Source organism: Streptomyces sp. NPDC091412 (genome assembly GCF_044756885.1).
In the GTDB taxonomy this organism is placed as follows: domain Bacteria; phylum Actinomycetota; class Actinomycetes; order Streptomycetales; family Streptomycetaceae; genus Streptomyces.
Genome location: NZ_JBIVTV010000012.1, coordinates 121,969 through 141,166 on the forward strand (window position 1 = coordinate 121,969; position 19,198 = coordinate 141,166).

18 protein-coding genes, 1 pseudogene and 1 riboswitch are annotated in these 19,198 nt (G+C 72.5%); of the genes and pseudogenes, 14 read left to right on the top strand and 5 right to left on the bottom strand.

Annotation, left to right across the window (positions count from 1 at the left end; all coding sequences use genetic code 11):
* Window positions 1–46 precede the first annotated feature (46 nt).
* The 3 genes from ACIQMV_RS26105 to ACIQMV_RS26115 form a co-directional block, all read right to left on the bottom strand.
* Window positions 47–1,645 (bottom strand): alpha/beta hydrolase, encoded by a 1,599-nt coding sequence (locus ACIQMV_RS26105; protein WP_402595928.1) that lies wholly within the window; start codon window positions 1,643–1,645, stop codon window positions 47–49.
* Window positions 1,646–1,968: 323 nt separating this feature from the next.
* On the bottom strand, window positions 1,969–2,250 hold the full coding sequence (locus tag ACIQMV_RS26110; protein WP_401780040.1) for a type II toxin-antitoxin system Phd/YefM family antitoxin: 282 nt from the start codon (window positions 2,248–2,250) through the stop codon (window positions 1,969–1,971).
* 31 nt (window positions 2,251–2,281) lie between these two features.
* Window positions 2,282–2,641 carry an ANTAR domain-containing protein gene (locus ACIQMV_RS26115; RefSeq protein WP_402595929.1) on the bottom strand — a complete coding sequence of 120 codons (360 nt, stop codon included), beginning with the start codon at window positions 2,639–2,641 and terminating at the stop codon, window positions 2,282–2,284.
* Between the two features lie 183 nt (window positions 2,642–2,824).
* On the opposite strand from ACIQMV_RS26115, the pseudogene ACIQMV_RS26120 reads away from it, so the two are divergent.
* From ACIQMV_RS26120 to ACIQMV_RS26130, 3 genes and pseudogenes are all read left to right on the top strand, one after another.
* Window positions 2,825–3,460: pseudogene (locus tag ACIQMV_RS26120) on the top strand (ATP-dependent Clp protease proteolytic subunit).
* A gap of 7 nt (window positions 3,461–3,467) precedes the next feature.
* A complete protein-coding gene (locus ACIQMV_RS26125; RefSeq protein WP_402595930.1) occupies window positions 3,468–3,716 on the top strand; it encodes a hypothetical protein in 249 nt (82 codons plus the stop codon).
* A 399-nt stretch (window positions 3,717–4,115) separates the two neighbouring features.
* A riboswitch (cyclic di-AMP (ydaO/yuaA leader) is annotated at window positions 4,116–4,329 on the top strand.
* 3 nt (window positions 4,330–4,332) lie between these two features.
* Window positions 4,333–4,806 (top strand): C40 family peptidase, encoded by a 474-nt coding sequence (locus ACIQMV_RS26130; protein WP_402595931.1) that lies wholly within the window; start codon window positions 4,333–4,335, stop codon window positions 4,804–4,806.
* A gap of 58 nt (window positions 4,807–4,864) precedes the next feature.
* Here ACIQMV_RS26130 and ACIQMV_RS26135 read toward each other — a convergent pair whose 3' ends face one another.
* Window positions 4,865–5,320 (bottom strand): ATP-binding protein, encoded by a 456-nt coding sequence (locus ACIQMV_RS26135; RefSeq protein ID WP_402595932.1) that lies wholly within the window; start codon window positions 5,318–5,320, stop codon window positions 4,865–4,867.
* Window positions 5,321–5,547: 227 nt separating this feature from the next.
* Here ACIQMV_RS26135 and ACIQMV_RS26140 point away from each other — a divergent pair, with 227 nt between their 5' ends.
* The gene (locus ACIQMV_RS26140; RefSeq protein WP_402595933.1) at window positions 5,548–6,408 is read left to right on the top strand and encodes a helix-turn-helix domain-containing protein; all 861 of its coding nucleotides are present in this window, start codon (window positions 5,548–5,550) and stop codon (window positions 6,406–6,408) included.
* Window positions 6,409–6,442: 34 nt separating this feature from the next.
* A complete protein-coding gene (locus ACIQMV_RS26145; protein ID WP_402595934.1) occupies window positions 6,443–6,673 on the top strand; it encodes a DUF397 domain-containing protein in 231 nt (76 codons plus the stop codon).
* 53 nt (window positions 6,674–6,726) lie between these two features.
* Here ACIQMV_RS26145 and ACIQMV_RS26150 read toward each other — a convergent pair whose 3' ends face one another.
* A complete protein-coding gene (locus ACIQMV_RS26150; RefSeq protein WP_402595935.1) occupies window positions 6,727–7,854 on the bottom strand; it encodes an 8-amino-7-oxononanoate synthase in 1,128 nt (375 codons plus the stop codon).
* 148 nt (window positions 7,855–8,002) lie between these two features.
* Here ACIQMV_RS26150 and bioB point away from each other — a divergent pair, with 148 nt between their 5' ends.
* From bioB to ACIQMV_RS26195, 9 genes are all read left to right on the top strand, one after another.
* Window positions 8,003–9,250, top strand: coding sequence for a biotin synthase BioB (gene bioB / locus ACIQMV_RS26155; protein WP_402595936.1), 1,248 nt, complete (start codon window positions 8,003–8,005; stop codon window positions 9,248–9,250).
* Window positions 9,243–10,541 (top strand): adenosylmethionine--8-amino-7-oxononanoate transaminase, encoded by a 1,299-nt coding sequence (locus ACIQMV_RS26160; protein ID WP_402595937.1) that lies wholly within the window; start codon window positions 9,243–9,245, stop codon window positions 10,539–10,541. The genes bioB and ACIQMV_RS26160 overlap by 8 nt, the downstream gene beginning before the upstream one ends.
* A 1-nt stretch (window position 10,542) precedes the next feature.
* On the top strand, window positions 10,543–11,280 hold the full coding sequence (gene bioD, locus ACIQMV_RS26165; protein ID WP_402595938.1) for a dethiobiotin synthase: 738 nt from the start codon (window positions 10,543–10,545) through the stop codon (window positions 11,278–11,280).
* Window positions 11,281–11,665: 385 nt separating this feature from the next.
* Window positions 11,666–12,373, top strand: coding sequence for a class I SAM-dependent methyltransferase (locus ACIQMV_RS26170; RefSeq protein ID WP_141363131.1), 708 nt, complete (start codon window positions 11,666–11,668; stop codon window positions 12,371–12,373).
* Window positions 12,374–12,597: 224 nt separating this feature from the next.
* Window positions 12,598–13,485 (top strand): ABC transporter ATP-binding protein, encoded by an 888-nt coding sequence (locus ACIQMV_RS26175; RefSeq protein ID WP_402595939.1) that lies wholly within the window; start codon window positions 12,598–12,600, stop codon window positions 13,483–13,485.
* A gap of 4 nt (window positions 13,486–13,489) precedes the next feature.
* Window positions 13,490–16,057 carry an ABC transporter permease gene (locus ACIQMV_RS26180; protein WP_402595940.1) on the top strand — a complete coding sequence of 856 codons (2,568 nt, stop codon included), beginning with the start codon at window positions 13,490–13,492 and terminating at the stop codon, window positions 16,055–16,057.
* A 77-nt stretch (window positions 16,058–16,134) separates the two neighbouring features.
* Window positions 16,135–16,560 (top strand): GNAT family N-acetyltransferase, encoded by a 426-nt coding sequence (locus ACIQMV_RS26185; protein WP_402595941.1) that lies wholly within the window; start codon window positions 16,135–16,137, stop codon window positions 16,558–16,560.
* Window positions 16,561–16,733: 173 nt separating this feature from the next.
* Window positions 16,734–18,128: a hemolysin family protein gene (locus ACIQMV_RS26190; protein WP_402595942.1), complete on the top strand. Its 1,395-nt coding sequence runs from the start codon at window positions 16,734–16,736 to the stop codon at window positions 18,126–18,128.
* Window positions 18,125–19,153: a hemolysin family protein gene (locus ACIQMV_RS26195; RefSeq protein ID WP_141363123.1), complete on the top strand. Its 1,029-nt coding sequence runs from the start codon at window positions 18,125–18,127 to the stop codon at window positions 19,151–19,153. The genes ACIQMV_RS26190 and ACIQMV_RS26195 overlap by 4 nt, the downstream gene beginning before the upstream one ends.
* The last annotated feature ends 45 nt before the right edge of the window (window positions 19,154–19,198 follow it).

Below are 19,198 nucleotides of genomic sequence, written 5' to 3' on the forward strand. Positions count from 1 at the left end.
CGGCCGGGCATCCCGGCCGCCCCTCGTCGTCACCTTCCGCCGGTCGCTACGCCTTCGGCGTGGCGTGCGGCGCGCAGGTCACGTCCGCAGTGTCGACCTTGCCGGTGAGCAGGTAGGTGTCCACCCGGTCGTTGATGCACGGGTTGGCCAGGCCGGTGACGCCGTGGGAGCCCGCGTCCTTCTCGGTGATGAGACGGGAGCCCTTGAAGCGCTTGTGCAGCTCGACGGCGCCGGCGTACGGGGTGGCGGCGTCGCGCGTGGACTGCACGATCAGCACCTGCGGCAGGCCCTTGCCGGTCTTCACGTCCACCGGGTTCTGCTGCTTGACCGGCCACGTGGCGCACGGCAGGTTCATCCACGCGTTGGCCCACGTCATGAACGGGGCGGTCTTGTGGAGCCTCGTGTTGTCCCGGTCCCACGTCTGCCAGTTGGTGGGCCACTTGGCGTCGGTGCACTCCACGGCGGTGTAGACGGCGTTGCCGTTCTCCGAGGAGATGTTGCCCGCGATGTCGGACATGTCCGGGGCGGCGGCGTCGATCAGCGCCTGGGTGTCACCGGCGACGTACTTGCTGAACACCCTCGCCACCGGCGCCCACGACGAGTCGTAGTAGGGCGCGCTCTGGAAGAAGGAGATCAGCTCGTTGGGGCCGACGACCCCGCCGATGGGGCTCTTCTTGGCGGTGGCGCGCAGCTTCAGCCACTGCCCCTGGACGGCGTCGCGGGTGGTGCCCAGGTGGTAGGTGGCGTCGTTCGCGGCGACCCAGTCCTGCCAGTCCTTCCAGCGGCCCTCGAAGGCGGTGTCCTGGTTCAGGTTGGCCTGGTACCAGATGTTCTCGCGCGCCGGGTTGACCACGCTGTCGACGACCATCCGGCGCACGTGGCCCGGGAACATCGTGCCGTAGACGGCGCCGAGGTAGGTGCCGTAGGAGACGCCGAGGAAGTTGAGCTTCTGCTCGCCGAGCGCGGCGCGGATGACGTCCAGGTCGCGGACCGTGTTCGCGGTGGTCATCGACTGGAGCATGGCGCGGCCGGTGCGCTCGTAGCAGCCCTGCGCGTACTCGCGGGCCAGCTTGCGCTGGATGCTCTTGTCGGCCTCGGAGTCGGGCACCGGGTCCATCCCGGAACCCTGGGCGAACTCCTGCGGGTCCGCACAGGAGATGGGCGCCGAGTGGCCGACACCGCGCGGGTCGAAGCCGACGAAGTCGTAGGCCTTCGCGACGTTGGCCCAGATCGCGTTCTTGTTGGTGACCCGGGTCGGGAAGCGCAGGCCCGAACCGCCGGGGCCGCCCGGGTTGTAGACGAGGGCGCCCTGGCGCTCCTCCTTGGTGCCAGTGTTGCCGATCCGGTCGACGGCCAGCTTGATCTGCTTGCCGTACGGGTCGGCGTAGTCGAGCGGCACCGAGACGTAACCGCACTGGATGGGCTTGACCAGCCCCCAGTCGGCGGGGCAGTCCTGCCAGTCGATGCCGGCCTTCGCGGCACGCTCCGCGGCGATCGCCGCGCCACGCGTCTCGCGGTCCTGGCCCTGGCCGTTGTTCGCGCCGGCCGCGGGCGTCGCCACGGCGCCGGCCATCAGGGTCGCCGTGACCAGCACGCCGGCCGAACCGAGCGCCAGCGCACGGCTCTTGGGTCTCACGTCCCTCAAGTGGGACCTCCCCGTACATCGTTACGAATTGGGTACGGGGATCCTTGCGGCTGTGAGGTCCCTGAGAACAGGGGGCGTTGACCTTCTTTGCCAATCCGATAAGCGGCGCGCCGTGTCCCGCTGAGCGGAGTTCCGAGGGGCACGGCAACGGCGCGGGGCCCTGGGGCTGTTCGCCACTCACCCAGGCGCCTGAGCGCGCCGCCTTGCGGCACGACGGCGCAGCGGGGCCCCTCGCGGGGCGCCTTGGGGTATTCAACTGCCCTGTCGGGCAGTGCAGTTCAGACCAGCCGGCCACGCGGGACGCGCGCCGCCCCGGGCCTCACCTACTGGCGGACCTCCGGCCCCCGATGGTCCGCCGAGATGCCGAAGCGCTGCTGCTCACGAGGGGCGGACGGGACATCGTGGACCTGCGAGACGGCGCCGACCACCGGGTCCCCGGCAGGCTCCGCGAGCTGCTCGAGCCGTTCCAGATCGGCGGCGGAGACCAGGGCGACGAGCGGCTTGCCGTGCCGCGTGACGACCACGCGCTCACCGCCGTACACCACCCGGTTGATCAGGTCGGCGAGCTCAGCCCTGGCTTGCGTCACCGGAATCTCGTAGGCCATACCCCCACCTTACGGGGCGTTCGCGCCGCTCTCAGGGCTGCGACCGCCCGCCGGAGAAGCCTGCGGAGCACCGCCCCAGCGCCCGCCTCAGCTGCTCCAGCTCGATGTCGGGCAGAGCACCGCCCTGCGCGAACTTCAGCACGTGCTCGGCCACCGTGCGCAGCTTGGTGTTCGACCGCTGGGAGACCTCCCGCAGGACCTGCCAGGCGTCCTCGGGCGGGATCCGCCCGAAGGTCACCACGGCGCCGATCGCCTGGTCGATCACGGCGTGCGAGGTCAGGGCCCGCTGGAGCTGATCGATCTCCTGGTGCAGCCGCTCGCGCTCCAGCACCAGATCTGCGGCGGAGAGCGGCGGGAAAGGGTGCCGCTCGGACATCGCGAAGAACACCATGGCCAGTCCCCTGGGTCGTCGAGCACCCGCGCTTCCAGCTTCACCCCGCAGGAGACCGTGCACGACCCGGGACCGTTCCCGCACCCGGCCCGGGAAAGCCCTCGGCGAGTAATGCACGTCCTGTACATTTCTTACGGAGCCCCCTCCGGCCGGATCCGGCGCCGCCGCATGGAGGGGTGTGCCATGACGCGGCCGTCCGCCCGCTACGTCCTGCCGGAGTTCACCGAGATCACCAGCGCCGGCCGGCGCTCCCTGGATCCGTACGCGAAACCGCTCGAGGAGCGGATCGCCCTCCTCGGCACACCGATCGACGACACCGCGGCGAACGACGTGATCGCGCAGTTCGTCCACCTGGAGCACCGGACGCCCGGACGGGACATCTCGCTCTGCATCAACTCGCCCGGCGGCTCGTTCTAGCACGACGCCGGCCGTCCACGACACGATGCGGTACGTGTGCTGGACGTGGAGACGATCCGACTGGGCCAGGCCGTCGCGTCCGCGGCGGCGCTGCCGGCCGCGGGCACCCCGGGCAAGCGGTACGCGCCGCCCGGCGCCCGCGTGGTCCTGCGGCAGCCGTCACCGCCCGAGCCGGTCGGGGGCCAGGCGTCCGACCTGGCGGTCCAGGCGGACGAGCTGACGCGGATGCGCGCCCGCCTGGAGGAGCTGCTCGCGCGGAGCACCGGGCGGTCCGTGCGGCAGGTGCGGACCGACCTGGAGCGGGAGCAGGTGCTGGACGCGCAAGAGGCCCTGACATATGGACTGATTGACCGAATCCTCCCGAACCGCGGAGCCACGCGCACCGCGCCGGACGCGGGGTGAGCCGCCGATGCCGCCACCCGAGCCGCCACCCCTGCCGGCGCCGACCCGCGCCGAGGCGGAGCTGATCGACCGTCACCTGGAGCCGGCCGACCTGCTGGGCCGCGTCAACCCGGGACGGCCCGGAGACACCTACCGGGCCCCGAGGGCCGCCCAGGCGCTCGCCGGCAGGGCGGTGGAGCTGCGCGGCACCCGGGCACTGATGCACCGGCGGGGCGAGACCGAGCCGCACGCGGACACTCCGGCCCGGGCTCTGTGAGTGCTGGACGGCGAGCGGCGCACGGCCCGTGTCACCCTTCCCCCCGACTGCGGAAGTTGACGTCGTCCACAGCCGCGGTCTCGGCGGGAAAAGGGGCCCATCTGTCTGGACACGGGGTGAAATCGCCCCGAATGACCGACCGCCTTTCGGTGTAGGTTCAGCTCCTTTTTCGGGACCGCCGCAGTCGCGCAACACGCCTCCACGGATGGCGGAATGAGGTGCTCCGCTGCTGGTCCGGGGGTCGTCGCGGGCGGGGGCAACCGTTCGATCGCGAGGGTGTCCACCCGAACGGGCGCGTGGTGAGTAACAACACAAACACGCGGTTCCATTGGGATTTTCGGACATCCGTAGGTGAAGATCCCTGTCTGACGACAAGCCCCCGCCACAACGGCGGGGCGGTCCGGGCGGACGCCGAGTCCTGCCGCCGCCCGGATGACCGGTCGACAGGAGTGGATCGGCAGGAGTGGAGGACCCAAGCACGACGGGTCGCCGGAACGGTCACGCCATGGCCGGTCCGAGCAGCCCTTGGGGTGAAGCCGCGACAACGCGGCCGGGCAACTTCGCCAGCCCGAATCCGACAGGTCATCCTTCACAGGCGGCTGACGAAGGGTTGCGCATGACTGCGCTCAATCGTGTCCCGTCGCTGATGGCCCGGGCCGGCACGGCCTCGGCCCTGACCCTGGCCGCCGTGGGCGGCTCGATCGTGGTCCCGGGTGTGGCCTCCGAGGCCTCGGCCGTGACCACCGCGAACACGGCGCTGCGGATCGCGGCGTCCAAGCAGGGGTCGCCCTACCAGTGGGGCGCCACGGGGCCGCGGAGGTTCGACTGCTCCGGGCTCACGCTGTACTCGTTCAAGAGGGCGGGCAAGAAGCTGCCCCGCACGGCCGCACAGCAGTACAACAACAGCCGGCACATCTCCGCGGGCAGCCGCCGAGCCGGGGATCTGGTGTTCTTCCACTCGGGCTCGCGCGTCTACCACGTGGGCATCTACGCCGGCAAGGGCAAGATCTGGCACGCTCCGAAGACCGGGGACGTGGTGAAGCTCCAGAAGATCTGGACGAAGAGCGTCTGGTACGGCCGGGTGAGCTGACCCGGCCGCAGTGCGGTGCCGTGCGGTGGCGGAGCTTCGACGTCGCCACCGCACGTTCCTACGGTTCCTGACCCGCGGCAGTCACGGGGCGGGCGGGAACCGTCCACGGAAGTTCGATGCAGACCGTCTTGCCGCCCTCCCGGGTCGGCCGCACGGTCAGTCTGCCGCCGCACTCGGCGGTGAGCCACCGGATGATCACCATGCCCCGGCCGTTGTCCTGCTGGACAGCGGCCGGCAGGCGTTTCGGGAACCGGGGGTGGCTGTCGGTGACCCCGATGCGCAGTCGTTCGTCACGCACGAGGACGAGGTCCACCGTGAAGGTGGGTGACTGCCCCAAAGTGTGCTGTACGGCGTTGGTGGCGAGTTCGGACACGATGAGCCGGACCGTCTCGGCGGTGTCCGTGGACGGCGGCAGGCCCCACTCCGCGAGCGTGCCGGCCACATAGGCACGGGCCGCACAGACCGAGGCGGGATCGCTCGGCAGAGTGACGGATGCTTCCAGATGGTCTGCCATGGCGAGGTCGTCCCTTTCCCACGGGGCCGGAGTCCGACAATTGGCGGATGGTTCGAGTACGGTCCCGCACTGGTGCTTCGCCGTCAGACTGCCATCACCTCTCCGGTCTCGGTGGCGATCCACCGAGATATGCATATATCTGTCGCTCGATGCGGTGAACTCTGCGACGGCAGACCGTATCCGGAGCGGGTCGCGTGGAGCGTTCAGAGGGAGCGAGGGAGTAGCCCATGCAGCACGGTCCCGAGGTGCGCCGCCGGAAGCTGGGCGCCGAACTGCGCGCGCTGCGCACCGGCGCGGGTCTCACCAGCGGTGAGGCGGCCCGCCTGGTCGGCTGGCACCAGTCGAAGGTCAGCCGGATCGAGACCGGCACCAGCGGGGTGAAACCGGCCGACGTGCGCTCGCTCCTGGACGCGTACGCGGTCCACGACACCCAGCTGCGCGAGCTGCTCCTGGTGCTCGCGGGGCTGGACGACGGCGGCGACCGGCACCACTGGTGGCACGCCTATCGCGGAGTGCTGCCGCCGACCTATCGGGACTTCATCAGCCTGGAGTCGCAGGCGAGCAGGATGCGCACCCTGGAGACCTCGGTCGTTCCCGGACTGCTCCAGACACCCGAGTACGCCCGCGCGGTCACCCGGGCCGCGGTGGACGGGCTCGACGAGGACCGGCTGGACGCGCTGGTGGAGGTGCGGCTGGCCCGCCAGGACGTGCTGCGCTCGCGACCGCCGCTGGAGCTCGACGCGGTGCTGGACGAGGCGGTGCTGCGCAGGGAGGTGGGCGGGCCCGAGGTCATGAGGCGGCAGCTGGAGCGGCTGACGGAGGCGGCCCGGCTGCCCCAAGTACGGCTCCAGGTGTTGCCGTTCGCCGCCGGCGCGCACATCGGGATCACCGGCCCTTTCGTTATCTTCTCGTTTTCGAACACTTCCGATCTGAACGTGGTGGTTCTCGACCACTTGACGAGTAGCCTCCACCTCGAGCGGAAAGAAGACCTAGAGGCCTACGCCGAGGCCTTCGACACCCTGCGGATCCACGCCCTCTCGCCCGAGGACTCGTTGGACTTCATCGCCGGGATACGCCAGACCCCCTGACGGCGCACAACCGCGTACCGCGTAAGGAGGCCCCATGTCCACTCCGCCTCGGCACGTACCTTCCACCACCGATCTGCACGGCGTGCGCTGGCTGCGCAGCAGCTACAGCACGGGAGCCAACAACTGCGTCGAGACGGCCCGGCCCGCCACGGGACCGTGGGCCGGGCTGCTCGCCGTGCGCGACTCCAAGGCCCCGGCCGGTCCCGCGCTGCTCTTCTCCCCCGCGAGCTGGGCAGGCTTCACGGCCGCGGCACACCGCACCTGACGGACAATCCGGTCATATCCACACCTGGTGGTGCCCGGCCGTGTCACGCCGACTCATGGTCGTGTTCCACCGATCACCCGTACAGCGCGTTCGATCTGCGCCCCGGAGAGGTCCGCGCGGGCGGTCAGCCTCAGCCGTGAGATGCCGTCGGGCACGGAAGGAGGACGGAAACAGCCCACGGCCAGCCCGGCCGCCCGGCAGTCGGCCGCCCATCGCACGGCCCGCTCCGGGGACGGCGCGCGCACCGAGACCACCGCGGCGTCCGGACGCACCGCCTCCAGGCCCGCGGCGGTCAGGCGTGCGTGGAGTTCGGCCGCCACGGCACGCGCGCGTGCCGCCCGCTCCGGCTCGCGGCGCAGCAGTCGCAGCGCCGCGAGGGCGGCACCCGCGGCCGCGGGCGCGAGACCGGTGTCGAAAATGAACGTCCGGGCCGCGTTGACCAGGTGGTCGATCACCCGCCCGGGCCCGAGGACGACTCCGCCCTGGCTGCCGAGCGACTTCGACAGCGTGGCCGTGGCGACCACGTCGTCGGCGCCCGCCAGCCCGGCCGCGTGCGCGGCGCCGCGGCCGCCCGCGCCCAGGACGCCCAGCCCGTGGGCGTCGTCGACGACGAGACCGGCGCCGTGCTCCCGGCAGACCGCTGCGAACTCCGCCAGCGGGGCCGCGTCGCCGTCGACCGAGAACACCGTGTCCGACACGAGTACGGCCGGGCCCTCGTGCGTTCCGAGCGCCTTGCGCACGGCGTCCGGGTCGGCGTGCGCGACGACCTGTGTCGTGCCCCGGGCCAGCCGGCAGCCGTCGATGAGCGAGGCGTGGTTGCCCGCGTCGGAGACGACGAGCGAGCCGTGCGGCGCGAGCGCGGTGACCGCGGCCAGGTTCGCGGCGTATCCGGAGGAGAAGACCAGCGCCGCCTCGAAACCGCAGAATCCGGCCAGTTCGCGCTCCAGTTCGGCATGGAGTTCGGTGGTGCCGGTGACCAGCCGGGAGCCGGTGGAGCCGCCGCCCCAGGTACGCGCCGCGGCCGCGGCCCCCTCGGTCACCTCCGGATGGCGGGCCAGCCCCAGGTAGTCGTTGCCCGCGAGGTCGAGCAGCGGCGAGTCGGCGGGGCGGGGCCGCAGGGTCCGTACGAGTCCGGCCCGGCGACGTGCGTCCGCCTGCTCCTCGATCCAGCCGAACGCCATGGGTCCTCCGGGGCTTTTGTAGGCAGTGGACAGACCCTAGCGGCAGGGCCGGCCGCCCATGATGTGGCAATACCCACATGTCGATGCGCCCGTCGTTGTGCGGAGTCTCCTTGGCCGCGGACCGGGCCGTAGGACAGGATCAGCTCTCATGAACCTGCTGAACACGCTGGTGGACAAGGGGCTTCGGCGCGAGTCGCCGACCCGCGAGGAAGCTCTGGCCGTACTGGCCACCTCCGACGACGACCTGCTCGACGTGGTGGCCGCGGCAGGGAAGGTGCGCCGCCACTGGTTCGGCCGGCGGGTGAAACTCAACTATCTCGTCAACCTCAAGTCGGGCCTGTGCCCCGAGGACTGCTCCTACTGCTCCCAGCGGCTCGGATCGAAGGCGGACATCCTCAAGTACACCTGGCTCAAGCCCGACGACGCCTCCAGGGCCGCCGCGGCGGGGCTGGCGGGCGGCGCGAAGCGGGTCTGCCTGGTGGCCAGCGGGCGCGGTCCGACCGACCGTGACGTGGACCGGGTCTCCGACACCATCAAGGCGATCAAGGAGCAGAACGAGGGCGTCGAGGTGTGCGCCTGCCTCGGTCTGCTCTCCGACGGCCAGGCCGAACGGCTGCGCGAGGCCGGGGCCGACGCCTACAACCACAACCTCAACACCTCCGAGGCGACGTACGGCGACATCACCACCACCCACACCTACGCCGACCGGGTGGACACGGTGCACAAGGCGCACGCGGCCGGGCTGTCCGCCTGCTCCGGGCTCATCGCCGGGATGGGCGAGAGTGACGAGGACCTGGTCGACGTGGTCTTCTCGCTGCGCGAGCTGGACCCGGACTCCGTTCCGGTGAACTTCCTGATCCCGTTCGAGGGCACACCGCTCGCCAAGGAGTGGAACCTGACCCCGCAGCGCTGCCTGCGGATCCTGGCGATGGTCCGGTTCGTCTGTCCCGACGTGGAGGTGCGGATCGCGGGCGGCCGCGAGGTGCACCTGCGCACCATGCAGCCCCTCGCGCTGCACCTGGCCAACTCGATCTTCCTCGGCGACTACCTGACCAGCGAGGGCCAGGCGGGCAGGGCCGACCTGGAGATGATCGCGGACGCCGGGTTCGAGGTGGAGGGCGCCGACCAGGTGACGCTGCCCGAGCACCGGGTGGCGGCCGGGGGCGGGTGCGGGTCCCACGGCGGCACGGGGTGCGGGTCCCACGAAGGCTCGGGATGCGGATCGCACGAGGGGCCGGGGTGCGGATCGCACCAGGGTGGCGGGGTCTGCGGTCCCGCCGCGGCACCGGCGGAGGAACCGGCATCGGCACCGGCCGCGACGGGCAACGAGCCGCGCACGGATCTCGTCTCCGTACGCCGCCGGGGCGCCGGAACGGACCTCGCGCCCAATGCCTGAACCGCACACCACGCCCGGCCCGGGCGTGCCCGAGCTGCTGGACCTCGACCGGCGGCACGTGTGGCACCCGTACGGACCCATGCCCGGCCGCCACGAACCGCTCGTCGTGGAGTCGGCGAGCGGGGTACGGCTGCGACTCGCGGACGGCTCGGGCGAACTGGTCGACGGCATGTCGTCGTGGTGGGCGGCGATCCACGGCTACAACCACCCGGTGCTGAACGAGGCCGCCCGGGGTCAGCTGGAACGGATGAGCCACGTGATGTTCGGCGGGCTCACGCACGAGCCCGCCGTCCGGCTCGCGAAGCTCCTTGTCGACATGTCACCAGAGGGCCTCGATCATGTGTTCCTCGCCGACTCCGGTTCGGTGTCGGTCGAGGTCGCGGTCAAGATGTGCCTTCAGTACTGGCGCTCGCTCGGCCGGCCGGACAAGCGGCGGCTGCTGACCTGGCGGGGCGGCTACCACGGGGACACCTGGCAGCCGATGTCCGTGTGCGACCCCGAGGGCGGGATGCACGAGCTGTGGACCGGTGTGCTGCCGCGTCAGGTCTTCGCGGACGCGCCGCCGGCCGAGTACGAGGAGGCGTACGCCGACCATCTGCGGGAGACGGTCGAACGGCACGCCGGCGAACTGGCCGCCGTGATCGTCGAACCGGTGGTGCAGGGCGCGGGTGGAATGCGCTTCCACTCCCCCGCCTATCTGCGGGTGCTGCGCGAGGTGTGCGACGCGCACGACGTGCTCCTGGTGTTCGACGAGATCGCGACCGGGTTCGGGCGCACCGGCGCCCTGTTCGCGGCGGAGCACGCCGACGTCACTCCGGACGTGATGTGCGTGGGCAAGGCGCTGACCGGCGGCTATCTGACGATGGCGGCGACGCTGTGCACCGCGCGGGTGGCCGAGGGGATCTCGCGCGGCGAGGTGCCGGTGCTCGCGCACGGCCCGACGTTCATGGCCAACCCGCTGGCGGCGGCCGTGGCCTGCGCGTCGATCGGGCTGCTGCTCGGCCAGGACTGGCGCACGGAGGTCAAGCGGATCGAGGCGGGTCTGCGGGACGGGCTGGCTCCGGCCGCGGAGCTGCCGGGAGTGCGGGACGTACGGGTCCTGGGCGCCATCGGCGTGGTCCAGCTCGACCACGCGGTGGACATGGCGGCGGCCACCCGGGCGGCCGTGCGCGAGGGCGTGTGGCTGCGGCCGTTCCGTGACCTGGTGTACACGATGCCGCCGTACGTCACCGGTGACGTGGACGTGGCACGGATCGCGCGCGCGGTGTGCGCGGCGGCGCGGGAGGGTTGAGATGCCGGTACTGGTGATCACGGGCACGGGCACGGAGGTCGGCAAGACGGTGGCGACGGCCGCCGTCGCCGCGGCGGCCGTCGCGGCCGGGCGGTCGGTGGCCGTGCTGAAGCCCGCGCAGACCGGTGTGGGGCCGGACGAGCGCGGGGACGCCGACGAGGTCGCTCGGCTGGCCGGTGCGGTGACCGCACGCGAACTCGCCCGCTATCCCGAGCCGTTGGCGCCCGCGACGGCGGCCGTGCGGGCCGGGCGGGCGCCGGTGAGCCCGCACGAGGTGGCCGAGGCCGCCGCCAAGCTGGCCACCGAGCACGATCTGGTGCTGGTGGAAGGCGCGGGCGGGCTGCTCGTCCGCTTCGAAGCGGACGGCGGCACTCTGGCGGACGCGGCGAAGCTGCTGGGTGCCCCGGTGCTGGTCGTGGCCACGGCGGGTCTGGGCACGCTGAACACGACGGAGCTGACGGCCCGTGAACTGCGAGCCCGCGACCTGGATCTCCTCGGCGTGGTGATCGGCAGCTGGCCCGCCGAGCCCGACCTCGCCTGCCGCTGCAACGTCACCGACCTCCCCGAAGCGGCCGGCGCCCCCTTGCTCGGCGCCCTCCCCGAGGCCGCGGGCGCCCTGCCGCCGGGGACCTTCCGGTCCCTGGCCCCCGAGTGGCTGGCCCCCTGTCTGAGCGGCAGGTGGAACGCGGAGGAGTTCACCACCCGGGAGGCACCCGCGCCGTTCGCACGGGGGGCCTGAGCGGGACGGGGCCCGGCGGCCGGGTGACCGCCGCGGCGGACCCGTGCGCGGCGGCCGGGCGCCGAGCCGTCGGGCCAACCCGGGCGAGCACACGGCCGACGCCGCAGGCGAACGCATCGGGGACGGATACGGCTCACGCCATCCAACGCGGTCGACCGCGACGCCCACTCCACGCGCATCGGGCGGCCTCCGGGCCCCGGCAGCCGAGTGACGGCCGCAGCCGGCCCGTGCGCGGCAGCCGGGCGCCGGACCATCCCCCTTGCCGGCAGGCTCGTCGGGCCGACCCGGGATGCGCCGGCGGGGTCGGGGATCGGCATGGGCGGGCGTGCGGTGGGTGGGCGCGGGGGACACTCACCGTAGGCCCGTCAGGGTCGGGGAGGGTGTCATGTTCTTGCGGTCCGCCGGCTCCGGGAAGGCGGCGCGGGATGCCGTGCGGCATCCGGTGTTCGCCCGTTACTACGCCCGCGCCGGCGTGGCCGCGGAGACCAGCATGGGCATGGCCGGGGTGCGCCGGCGGCTGCTGGCCGGGCTGTCCGGGCGGGTGATCGAGATCGGCGCGGGCAACGGGCTGAACTTCGCGCGCTATCCGGGCTCCGTCGCGGAGGTCGTCGCGATCGAACCGGAGCGGCTGCTGCGGCAGCGGGCGGTCGAGGCCGCCGTGCGCGCCGAGGTCCCGGTCGACGTGGTGCCGGGCTGCGCGGAGGCGCTGCCGGTCAAGAGCGAGGCGTTCGACGCGGTGGTGCTCGCGCAGGTGCTGTGCAGCGTGCGCGACGTGCCGCGCGCGCTCGCCGAGGCGCGGCGGGTGCTGAAGCCCGGCGGCGAGGTGCGGTTCTTCGAGCACGGCAGGGGCGGCGGCCGGGCGATGAACCTGACCCAGCGCGCCCTGGACCTCACCGTGTGGCCGCTGCTGTGCGGCGGCTGCCATCTGTCCCGCGATCCGGTCTCCGCCCTGCGCGACGCCGGGTTCGAGCTCGGCCCCTATCGGCGGATGCTGGTTCCGGAGCAGGGTCCGCTCCAGCCCTCCTCGTACTGCGCGCTGGGCACCGCCTGGCGACCGGTCTCCACCGGCCTCGGTGATCGGCCGACCACCTGATCGGCCCATCAGCTGGTCACTCGCGCTTCCGCCGCGCGGGCACGGGCACAGCGTGGAGCCTGCATGCCTCTCACACGGGTATCAGGGCCCCGTCCTGAAGACGGAGACCGCTGCTGGGCCCAACGGAGGATACCGACTGTGGGCCCGATCACATTACGCTCGTCCAGGGACAAACCTGTCATGAGCCAGGACGTAACGGGTCGAAGGACCCCCAAGGAGGCCCCGTGTCCACACCTGCTGCGCCGACGGCCCAGGCGTCGGTCGACGGGATCGCGGCCCGCGCCCGCGGACTGACCAAGGCGTACGGATCGGGCGAGACCGCCGTGCTCGCGCTGGACTCGGTGGACGTCGACATCGAGCGCGGCCGGTTCACCACGGTCATGGGCCCCTCCGGCTCCGGGAAGTCCACGCTGATGCACTGCCTGGCCGGGCTCGACACCGTCTCGGGCGGTCAGGTCTGGGTCGGCGACACCGAGATCACCGGACTGAAGGACCGCGAACTGACCCGGCTGCGCCGGGACCGGATCGGCTTCATGTTCCAGTCGTTCAACCTCATCCCCACCCTGAACGCGCTGGAGAACATCACCCTGCCGATGGACATCGCGGGCCGGAAGCCCGACGAGAAGTGGCTGGACGAGGTCATCGGCACACTGGGGCTGCGCAACCGGCTGGGACACCGGCCGTCCCAGCTGTCCGGCGGCCAGCAGCAGCGCGTGGCCTGCGCGCGGGCCCTGGCCTCCCGGCCGGAGCTGATCTTCGCCGACGAACCGACCGGCAATCTCGACTCACGGGCCGGTCTGGAGGTGCTCGGCTTCCTGCGCGACGCCGTCGACACCCTCGGGCAGACCGTCGTCATGGTGACCCACGACCCGAACGCCGCCGCCCACTCCGACCTGGTGCTGTATCTCGCGGACGGCCGGATCGTGGACGCGATGGAGCACCCGACCGCGGAGGCCGTGCTGGAGCGCATGCGCCTGTTCGCCGGAGGAATCGTCTCCAGCTCCGGCCCCGCCCCCGACCTCACGCCCGGCCCCACCCCCGACCCCGCCCCCGGCTTCGACGTGGTCCACGGCCGGTTCGACGGGAACGGCGTCGCCGTCGAGGAGGCCTGACCCCGTGCTCAAGGCGACACTGCGCAGCTTCCTGGCCCACCGGGGGCGCCTGCTGCTCTCGGCCCTGGCCGTCATCCTGTCCGTGGCCTTCGTCACGGGCAGCCTGATCTTCTCCGACACCGTCGCCCGTACCTTCGACCGGCTCTTCGCCTCCACCGCCGCCGATGTGACGGTGGCCCCGAAGCAGGAACTGAAGTCCGCCCTGCCCACCGGGGTCGTGCAGACCGTGCCGGCGTCCCTCGCCCAGCGGGTGGCCGGGGTCGACGGCGTCGCGGCGACGCACGTGGACGTGGCCGTCCAGAACGCCATGGTCGTCGACAGCCGCAACGAACCGGTCGGCCCGACCACGGGCGCCCCGACGATCGTCTCCAACTGGCAGGTCACCGAACGCAGCCCGGTGCGGCTGACCTCCGGCCACGCCCCGCGCGGCGACGGCGAGGCCCTGCTGGACGCCGACACCGCCCGGCACGACGGCGTGCGGATCGGCGACGTGCTCGCGGTCCAGGCGCAGCCCGGCCCGTTCCGCGTCCGGGTCGTCGGCATCGCCACGTTCACCACCACCAACCCGGGCGCGGCCAGGCTCTTCCTGGACACCCCCACCGCCCAGGCCAGGCTGCTCGGCTCCACGGACCGCGCGACGAGCATCTCGGTCGACGCGGTCAGGGGTGTCACCGACGCCGAGCTCAAGCAGCGCGTCGGCCGGGCCGTCGGTACCACCGGCTACGACCTCAGGACGGCTGGTGAGCAGGCCAAGTCCGCCGCCGCCCGGCTCGGCGGATTCGTCAAGATCATCAAGTACGTCATGCTCGGATTCGCCGGGATCGCGGTCCTCGTCGGCGTCTTCCTGATCGTCAACACCTTCTCCATGCTGATCGCCCAGCGCACCCGCGAGCTGGGCCTGCTGCGCGCCCTGGGCGCCGACCGGCGGCAGGTTCGCCGCTCGGTGCTGGCCGAGGCGGTGCTGCTCGGCGTGGTCGGCTCCACGGTGGGGCTGGCGGCCGGGATCGGCCTCGCGGCCGGGCTGATCCGGCTGATGAGCGCCTTCGGTATGAACCTGACGACCGCGGCGATGGTCGTGCGGTGGATCACGCCCGTCGCCGCGTACGCCGTCGGTATCGGCGTCACCTTCCTCGCGGCCTACCTGCCGGCCCGTCGCGCCGCGAGCGTCTCACCCATGGCAGCCCTGGCGGACACCGAGGTGGCCGGGACGGGGCGGCCGCTGCGGGTGCGCGCGGCGGCGGGCGCGGGCGTCGGCGCGGCCGGGGCGGCCGCGCTCGCGGGCTGCGCCGCCGCGCACCGGACCGCGACCGCCGCCTCGCTGCTGGGCGTGGGCATCGTCCTCACCCTGGTCGCCGCCGTCGTCGCGGGGCCGCTGCTGGTGCGCCCGCTGATCCGGGTGCTGGGCGGGGTCTTCCCGGCGCTGTTCGGGTCCATCGGCCGGATGAGCCAGCGCAACGCGCTGCGCAACCCGCGCCGGACCGGAGCCACGGCGGCGGCTCTGATGGTGGGCCTGGCCCTGGTGGGCGGGCTGTCCGTGGCCAGTGCCTCCATGACCCGCTCCCTGGACCGCCAGATCGACAAGGTGCTGGGCGCCGACTACGTGGTGCAGAACCGCAGCTTCCTGCCGTTCTCCGCGGAGGTCACGGACGCGGTGCGCGGCACCCGGGGCGCCGGCACCGTCGTACGGCAGCGGCTGGCCGCGGTCGCCATGAGACTGCCGGACGGCAAGCGCGTCGAGACCACCGCTTCCGGATACGACCCGCGGTTCGACTCGGTCGTCCGCATGTCGTACGTCCACGGCGACACCGCGTCGGCGCTCGCCGACGGAAACCTCGCCATGGACGCCGGCTTCGCCAGGAAGCACGGGGTGCGGCCCGGGGACGTGCTGCCCGTCGAGTTCCAGGGGGGACGGCAGGCCCGGCTGACCGTGGGCGCACTCACCAAGCAGGACCCGGCCGAGGGGTTCGGGGTCCAGGGCGGCGTGTACTTCGGGATCGGAACCGTGGAGAAGTACGTGCCGGGCACCCCGGACGCCGCGGTGTATGTGAACGCCGCTCCGGGCACGGGCACCGATCAGTTGCGCTCCCGCCTGGAGAAGGCCCTCGCTCCGTACCCGAATGTGCAGGTGCGCGACCAGGCGGACTACAAGAAGCTGGTCCACGACCAGATCGCGGTGCTGCTCTACCTCGTCTACGCGCTGCTCGGCCTCGCGATCGTCATCGCGGTCCTGGGCGTGGTCAACACGCTCGCCCTGTCGGTGGTGGAGCGCACCCGGGAGATCGGTCTGCTGCGGGCCATCGGGCTGGCCCGCCGGCAGCTGCGGCGGATGATCCGGCTGGAGTCGGTGGTGATCGCGGTCTTCGGCGCGGTCCTGGGGCTGGCACTGGGCCTGGTGTGGGGCCTGTGCACCCAGCGGGTGCTGGCCCTCCAGGGCATGAAGGTGCTGGCCATCCCCTGGAGCACGATCGTGGCGGTGGTGGTCGGCTCGGCGCTCGTGGGCGTCGTCGCGGCCCTGCTGCCCGCGCTGCGCGCCTCCCGGATGAACGTGCTGGCGGCGATCGCGCACGAGTGACGCGGTCGCGGCGGTGCGCGAGCGTCCGGATGCTGGAATGGGGCCCGGCGGGCGGCGGTGCGTGGTGTGATCACCGCATGAGCGATCTGCACATACGCGCCGCGACCGCCGACGACCTCGACACCGTGCTGGCCTTCTGGGCGACGGCCGCGGAGGGCACCAGCATCAGCGACGACCGGGACGGCATGGCCCGCCTGCTCGCCCGCGACCCGGAGGCCCTGCTGCTGGCGGAGCAGGACGGCGAACTGGCCGGCACGGTCATCGCGGGCTTCGACGGCTGGCGCTGCCACCTGTACCGGCTGGCCGTGCACCCGGACCGGCGGCGCCGGGGCATCGGCTCGGCCCTGCTGGCGGCCGCTGAGGAGCGGTTCGTGCGGCTCGGCGGGCGACGCGGGGACGCCATGGTGCTCACCCGCAACGAGAGCGCGCACCACGCCTGGCGGGCGGCGGGCTACGCGCCCGAGGAGCGCTGGCGGCGCTGGGTGAAGCCCCTGGCGGACTGACCCGTGAGGCCCTGACGGACCGACCTCGACCCCTTCTTTGCCCTTCCTTTACTCTTGGAGGACACCCGGTCCTTCATGAAAGGTTGTGAGCGTCCGCCCATGGGCGAGCCTCCCCGAGCGCGACATAGCGCGCCTGTCCCTGTCCTGCCCGACCATGGGTCGGGGGTGACCCGATGACCGAAGTGCTCCTGTTGCTGGTCGCGGTGCTGCTGAGCCTCGCCTGCGGCGCCTTCGTCGCGGCCGAGTTCTCGCTGACGACCGTCGAGCGCGGTGCCCTGGAGCGGGCGGCCGAGCGCGGTGAGCGCGGCGCGCCCGGCGCGCTGAAGGCCGTACGGAACCTGACCTTCCAGCTCTCCGGCGCGCAGCTCGGCATCACCGTCACCAATCTGGTGGTCGGCATGCTCGCCGAACCGTCGATCGCCAAGCTGATCGCGGGTCCCGTCCAGGCGCTCGGCCTGTCCCGGTCCGCCGCGACCACGGTGGCGCTGGTCCTCGGTACGGCCCTGTCCACCGTGTTCCTGATGGTCGTCGGCGAGCTGGTGCCCAAGAACTGGGCGATCTCCTCGCCGCTCGCGGTGGCCAAGCGGGTGGGCAATCCGCAGCGCTGGTTCAGCGCCGCCTTCCGCCCCTTCATCACCCACCTGAACAACACGGCGAACCACCTGGTGCGCCGGCTCGGCGTGGAGCCCGCCGAGGAACTCGCCTCCGCGCGCGGCCCCCAGGAGCTCGCCGCCCTGGCCCGGCACTCCGCCAGGGAGGGCGCCCTGGAGGCGGACACCGCCGAGCTGTTCGTGCGGACCCTCAACCTGGCCGACCTGACCGCGGAGAACGTGATGACCCCGCGCGTCCAGGTCGTGGCCCTGGACGCCCAGGCGACCTGCGAGGACGTGGCGAACGCGACCCGGGCGACCGGGCTGTCGCGGTTCCCCGTGTACCAGGGCGGTCTCGACTCGGTCGTGGGCACCGCCCACATCAAGGACGTACTGGCGGTGTCCGCCGAGCGCCGCACCCGCACGCGGGTCTCCGAGATCATGCGCGAGCCGCTCCTGGTCCCCGAGTCGCTGACCGTCGACCGGCTGCTGGACCGGCTCTCCGGCAAACGCACGATGGCGGTCGTCATCGACGAGTACGGCGGCACCGCGGGCGTGGCGACGCTGGAGGACATCGTCGAGGAGGTGGTCGGCGAGGTGCGTGACGAGCACGACCCGCACGAGACGCCCGACCTCGCCCCGGCCGGGACCGACGAGGAGGGCCGCGGCCTGTACTCGGCGGACGGCTCCGCGCGGGTGGACCAGCTCGCGCGCGTCGGGCTGCGGGTGCCGGAGGGCCCGTACGAGACGCTGGCCGGCCTGATCGCCACCGAGCTCGGCCGGATCCCCGGGACCGGCGACATCATCCAGGTCGCCGGATGGCGGCTGGACGTGGTGGACGCGAGCGGCCGCCGGGCCGCGCGCGTGCTGCTGCACGCGCCGCTCGACGACGAGGACGGCGACGGCCGCGAGGGACCCGCACGGCGGACCGATCATCCGCGCGGTGACGCGCACGACGAGAAGAGGGCCGACCGGTGACCGCCGTACAGATCCTGATCGGCCTGGCGTCCCTGTTCGTCAACGCCTTCTTCGTGGGCGCCGAGTTCGCGCTGATCTCGGTGCGCCGCAGCCAGGTCGAGCCGTACGCCGAGGAGGGCGACCGGCGCGCCAGGAGCGTGCTGTGGGGCCTGGAGCACGTGTCCGCGCTGCTGGCCGCGGCACAGCTCGGCATCACCCTGTGCACCCTGGTCCTCGGTGTGGTCGCCGAGCCGGCGATCGCGCACCTTCTGGAGCCGGTGTTCCACGCGGTGGGCGTGCCGGCGGGGGCGGGCCACGCGGTGTCGTTCGTGATCGCGCTCGCTCTGGCGACGTATCTGCACATGCTGCTCGGCGAGATGGTGCCGAAGAACGTCGCGCTCGCGGAGCCGGTGCGCAGCGCGCTGCTGCTCGGACCGCCGCTGGTCGCGCTGTCGCGGGCGCTGCGTCCGGTGATCTTCACGGTGAACGCGTTCGCGAACAGCCTGCTCAAGCTGTTGCGGGTGGAGGCCAAGGGCGAGGTCTCGTCGACCTTCACGGACGCGGAGCTGGCCCAGATCGTCAAGGACGCCAGCGCGGCCGGCCTCATCGACGACCGGGCGCAGGAGCGGCTGCACGACGCGCTGGAGCTCGGCAGCCGGCCGGTGCGCGACGTGGTGCTCCCGCTGGAGCGGGTGGTCCACGCGCGTCTGGGGATCACTCCCGAGCAGTTGGAGCGGCTGTCGGCCGAGTCCGGTTTCTCACGCTTCCCCGTGGTCGACGAGGAGCGCCACATCGTCGGGTACCTGCATGTGAAGGACGCCCTGGACGCCTCGCCGCGAGGAGAGCCGTTCCGGCTGCGGGACATGCGCGCGATCGCCCGGGTCCGCGAGGGCACTCCGCTGGACGACGTGCTGACCGCGATGCGCGGCAGCCGTACGCATCTGGCGGCGGTCCTGGGTGCCGACGGCCGGCTGGCGGGCCTGGTGACGATGGAGGACGTGCTGCGGGAGCTCTTCGGACCGGCGGGAGTGACCGGGATGGCCTGACCCCGGCGGACCAACCGCTTGGTATGGCGCCGGGTCGCGGGGATA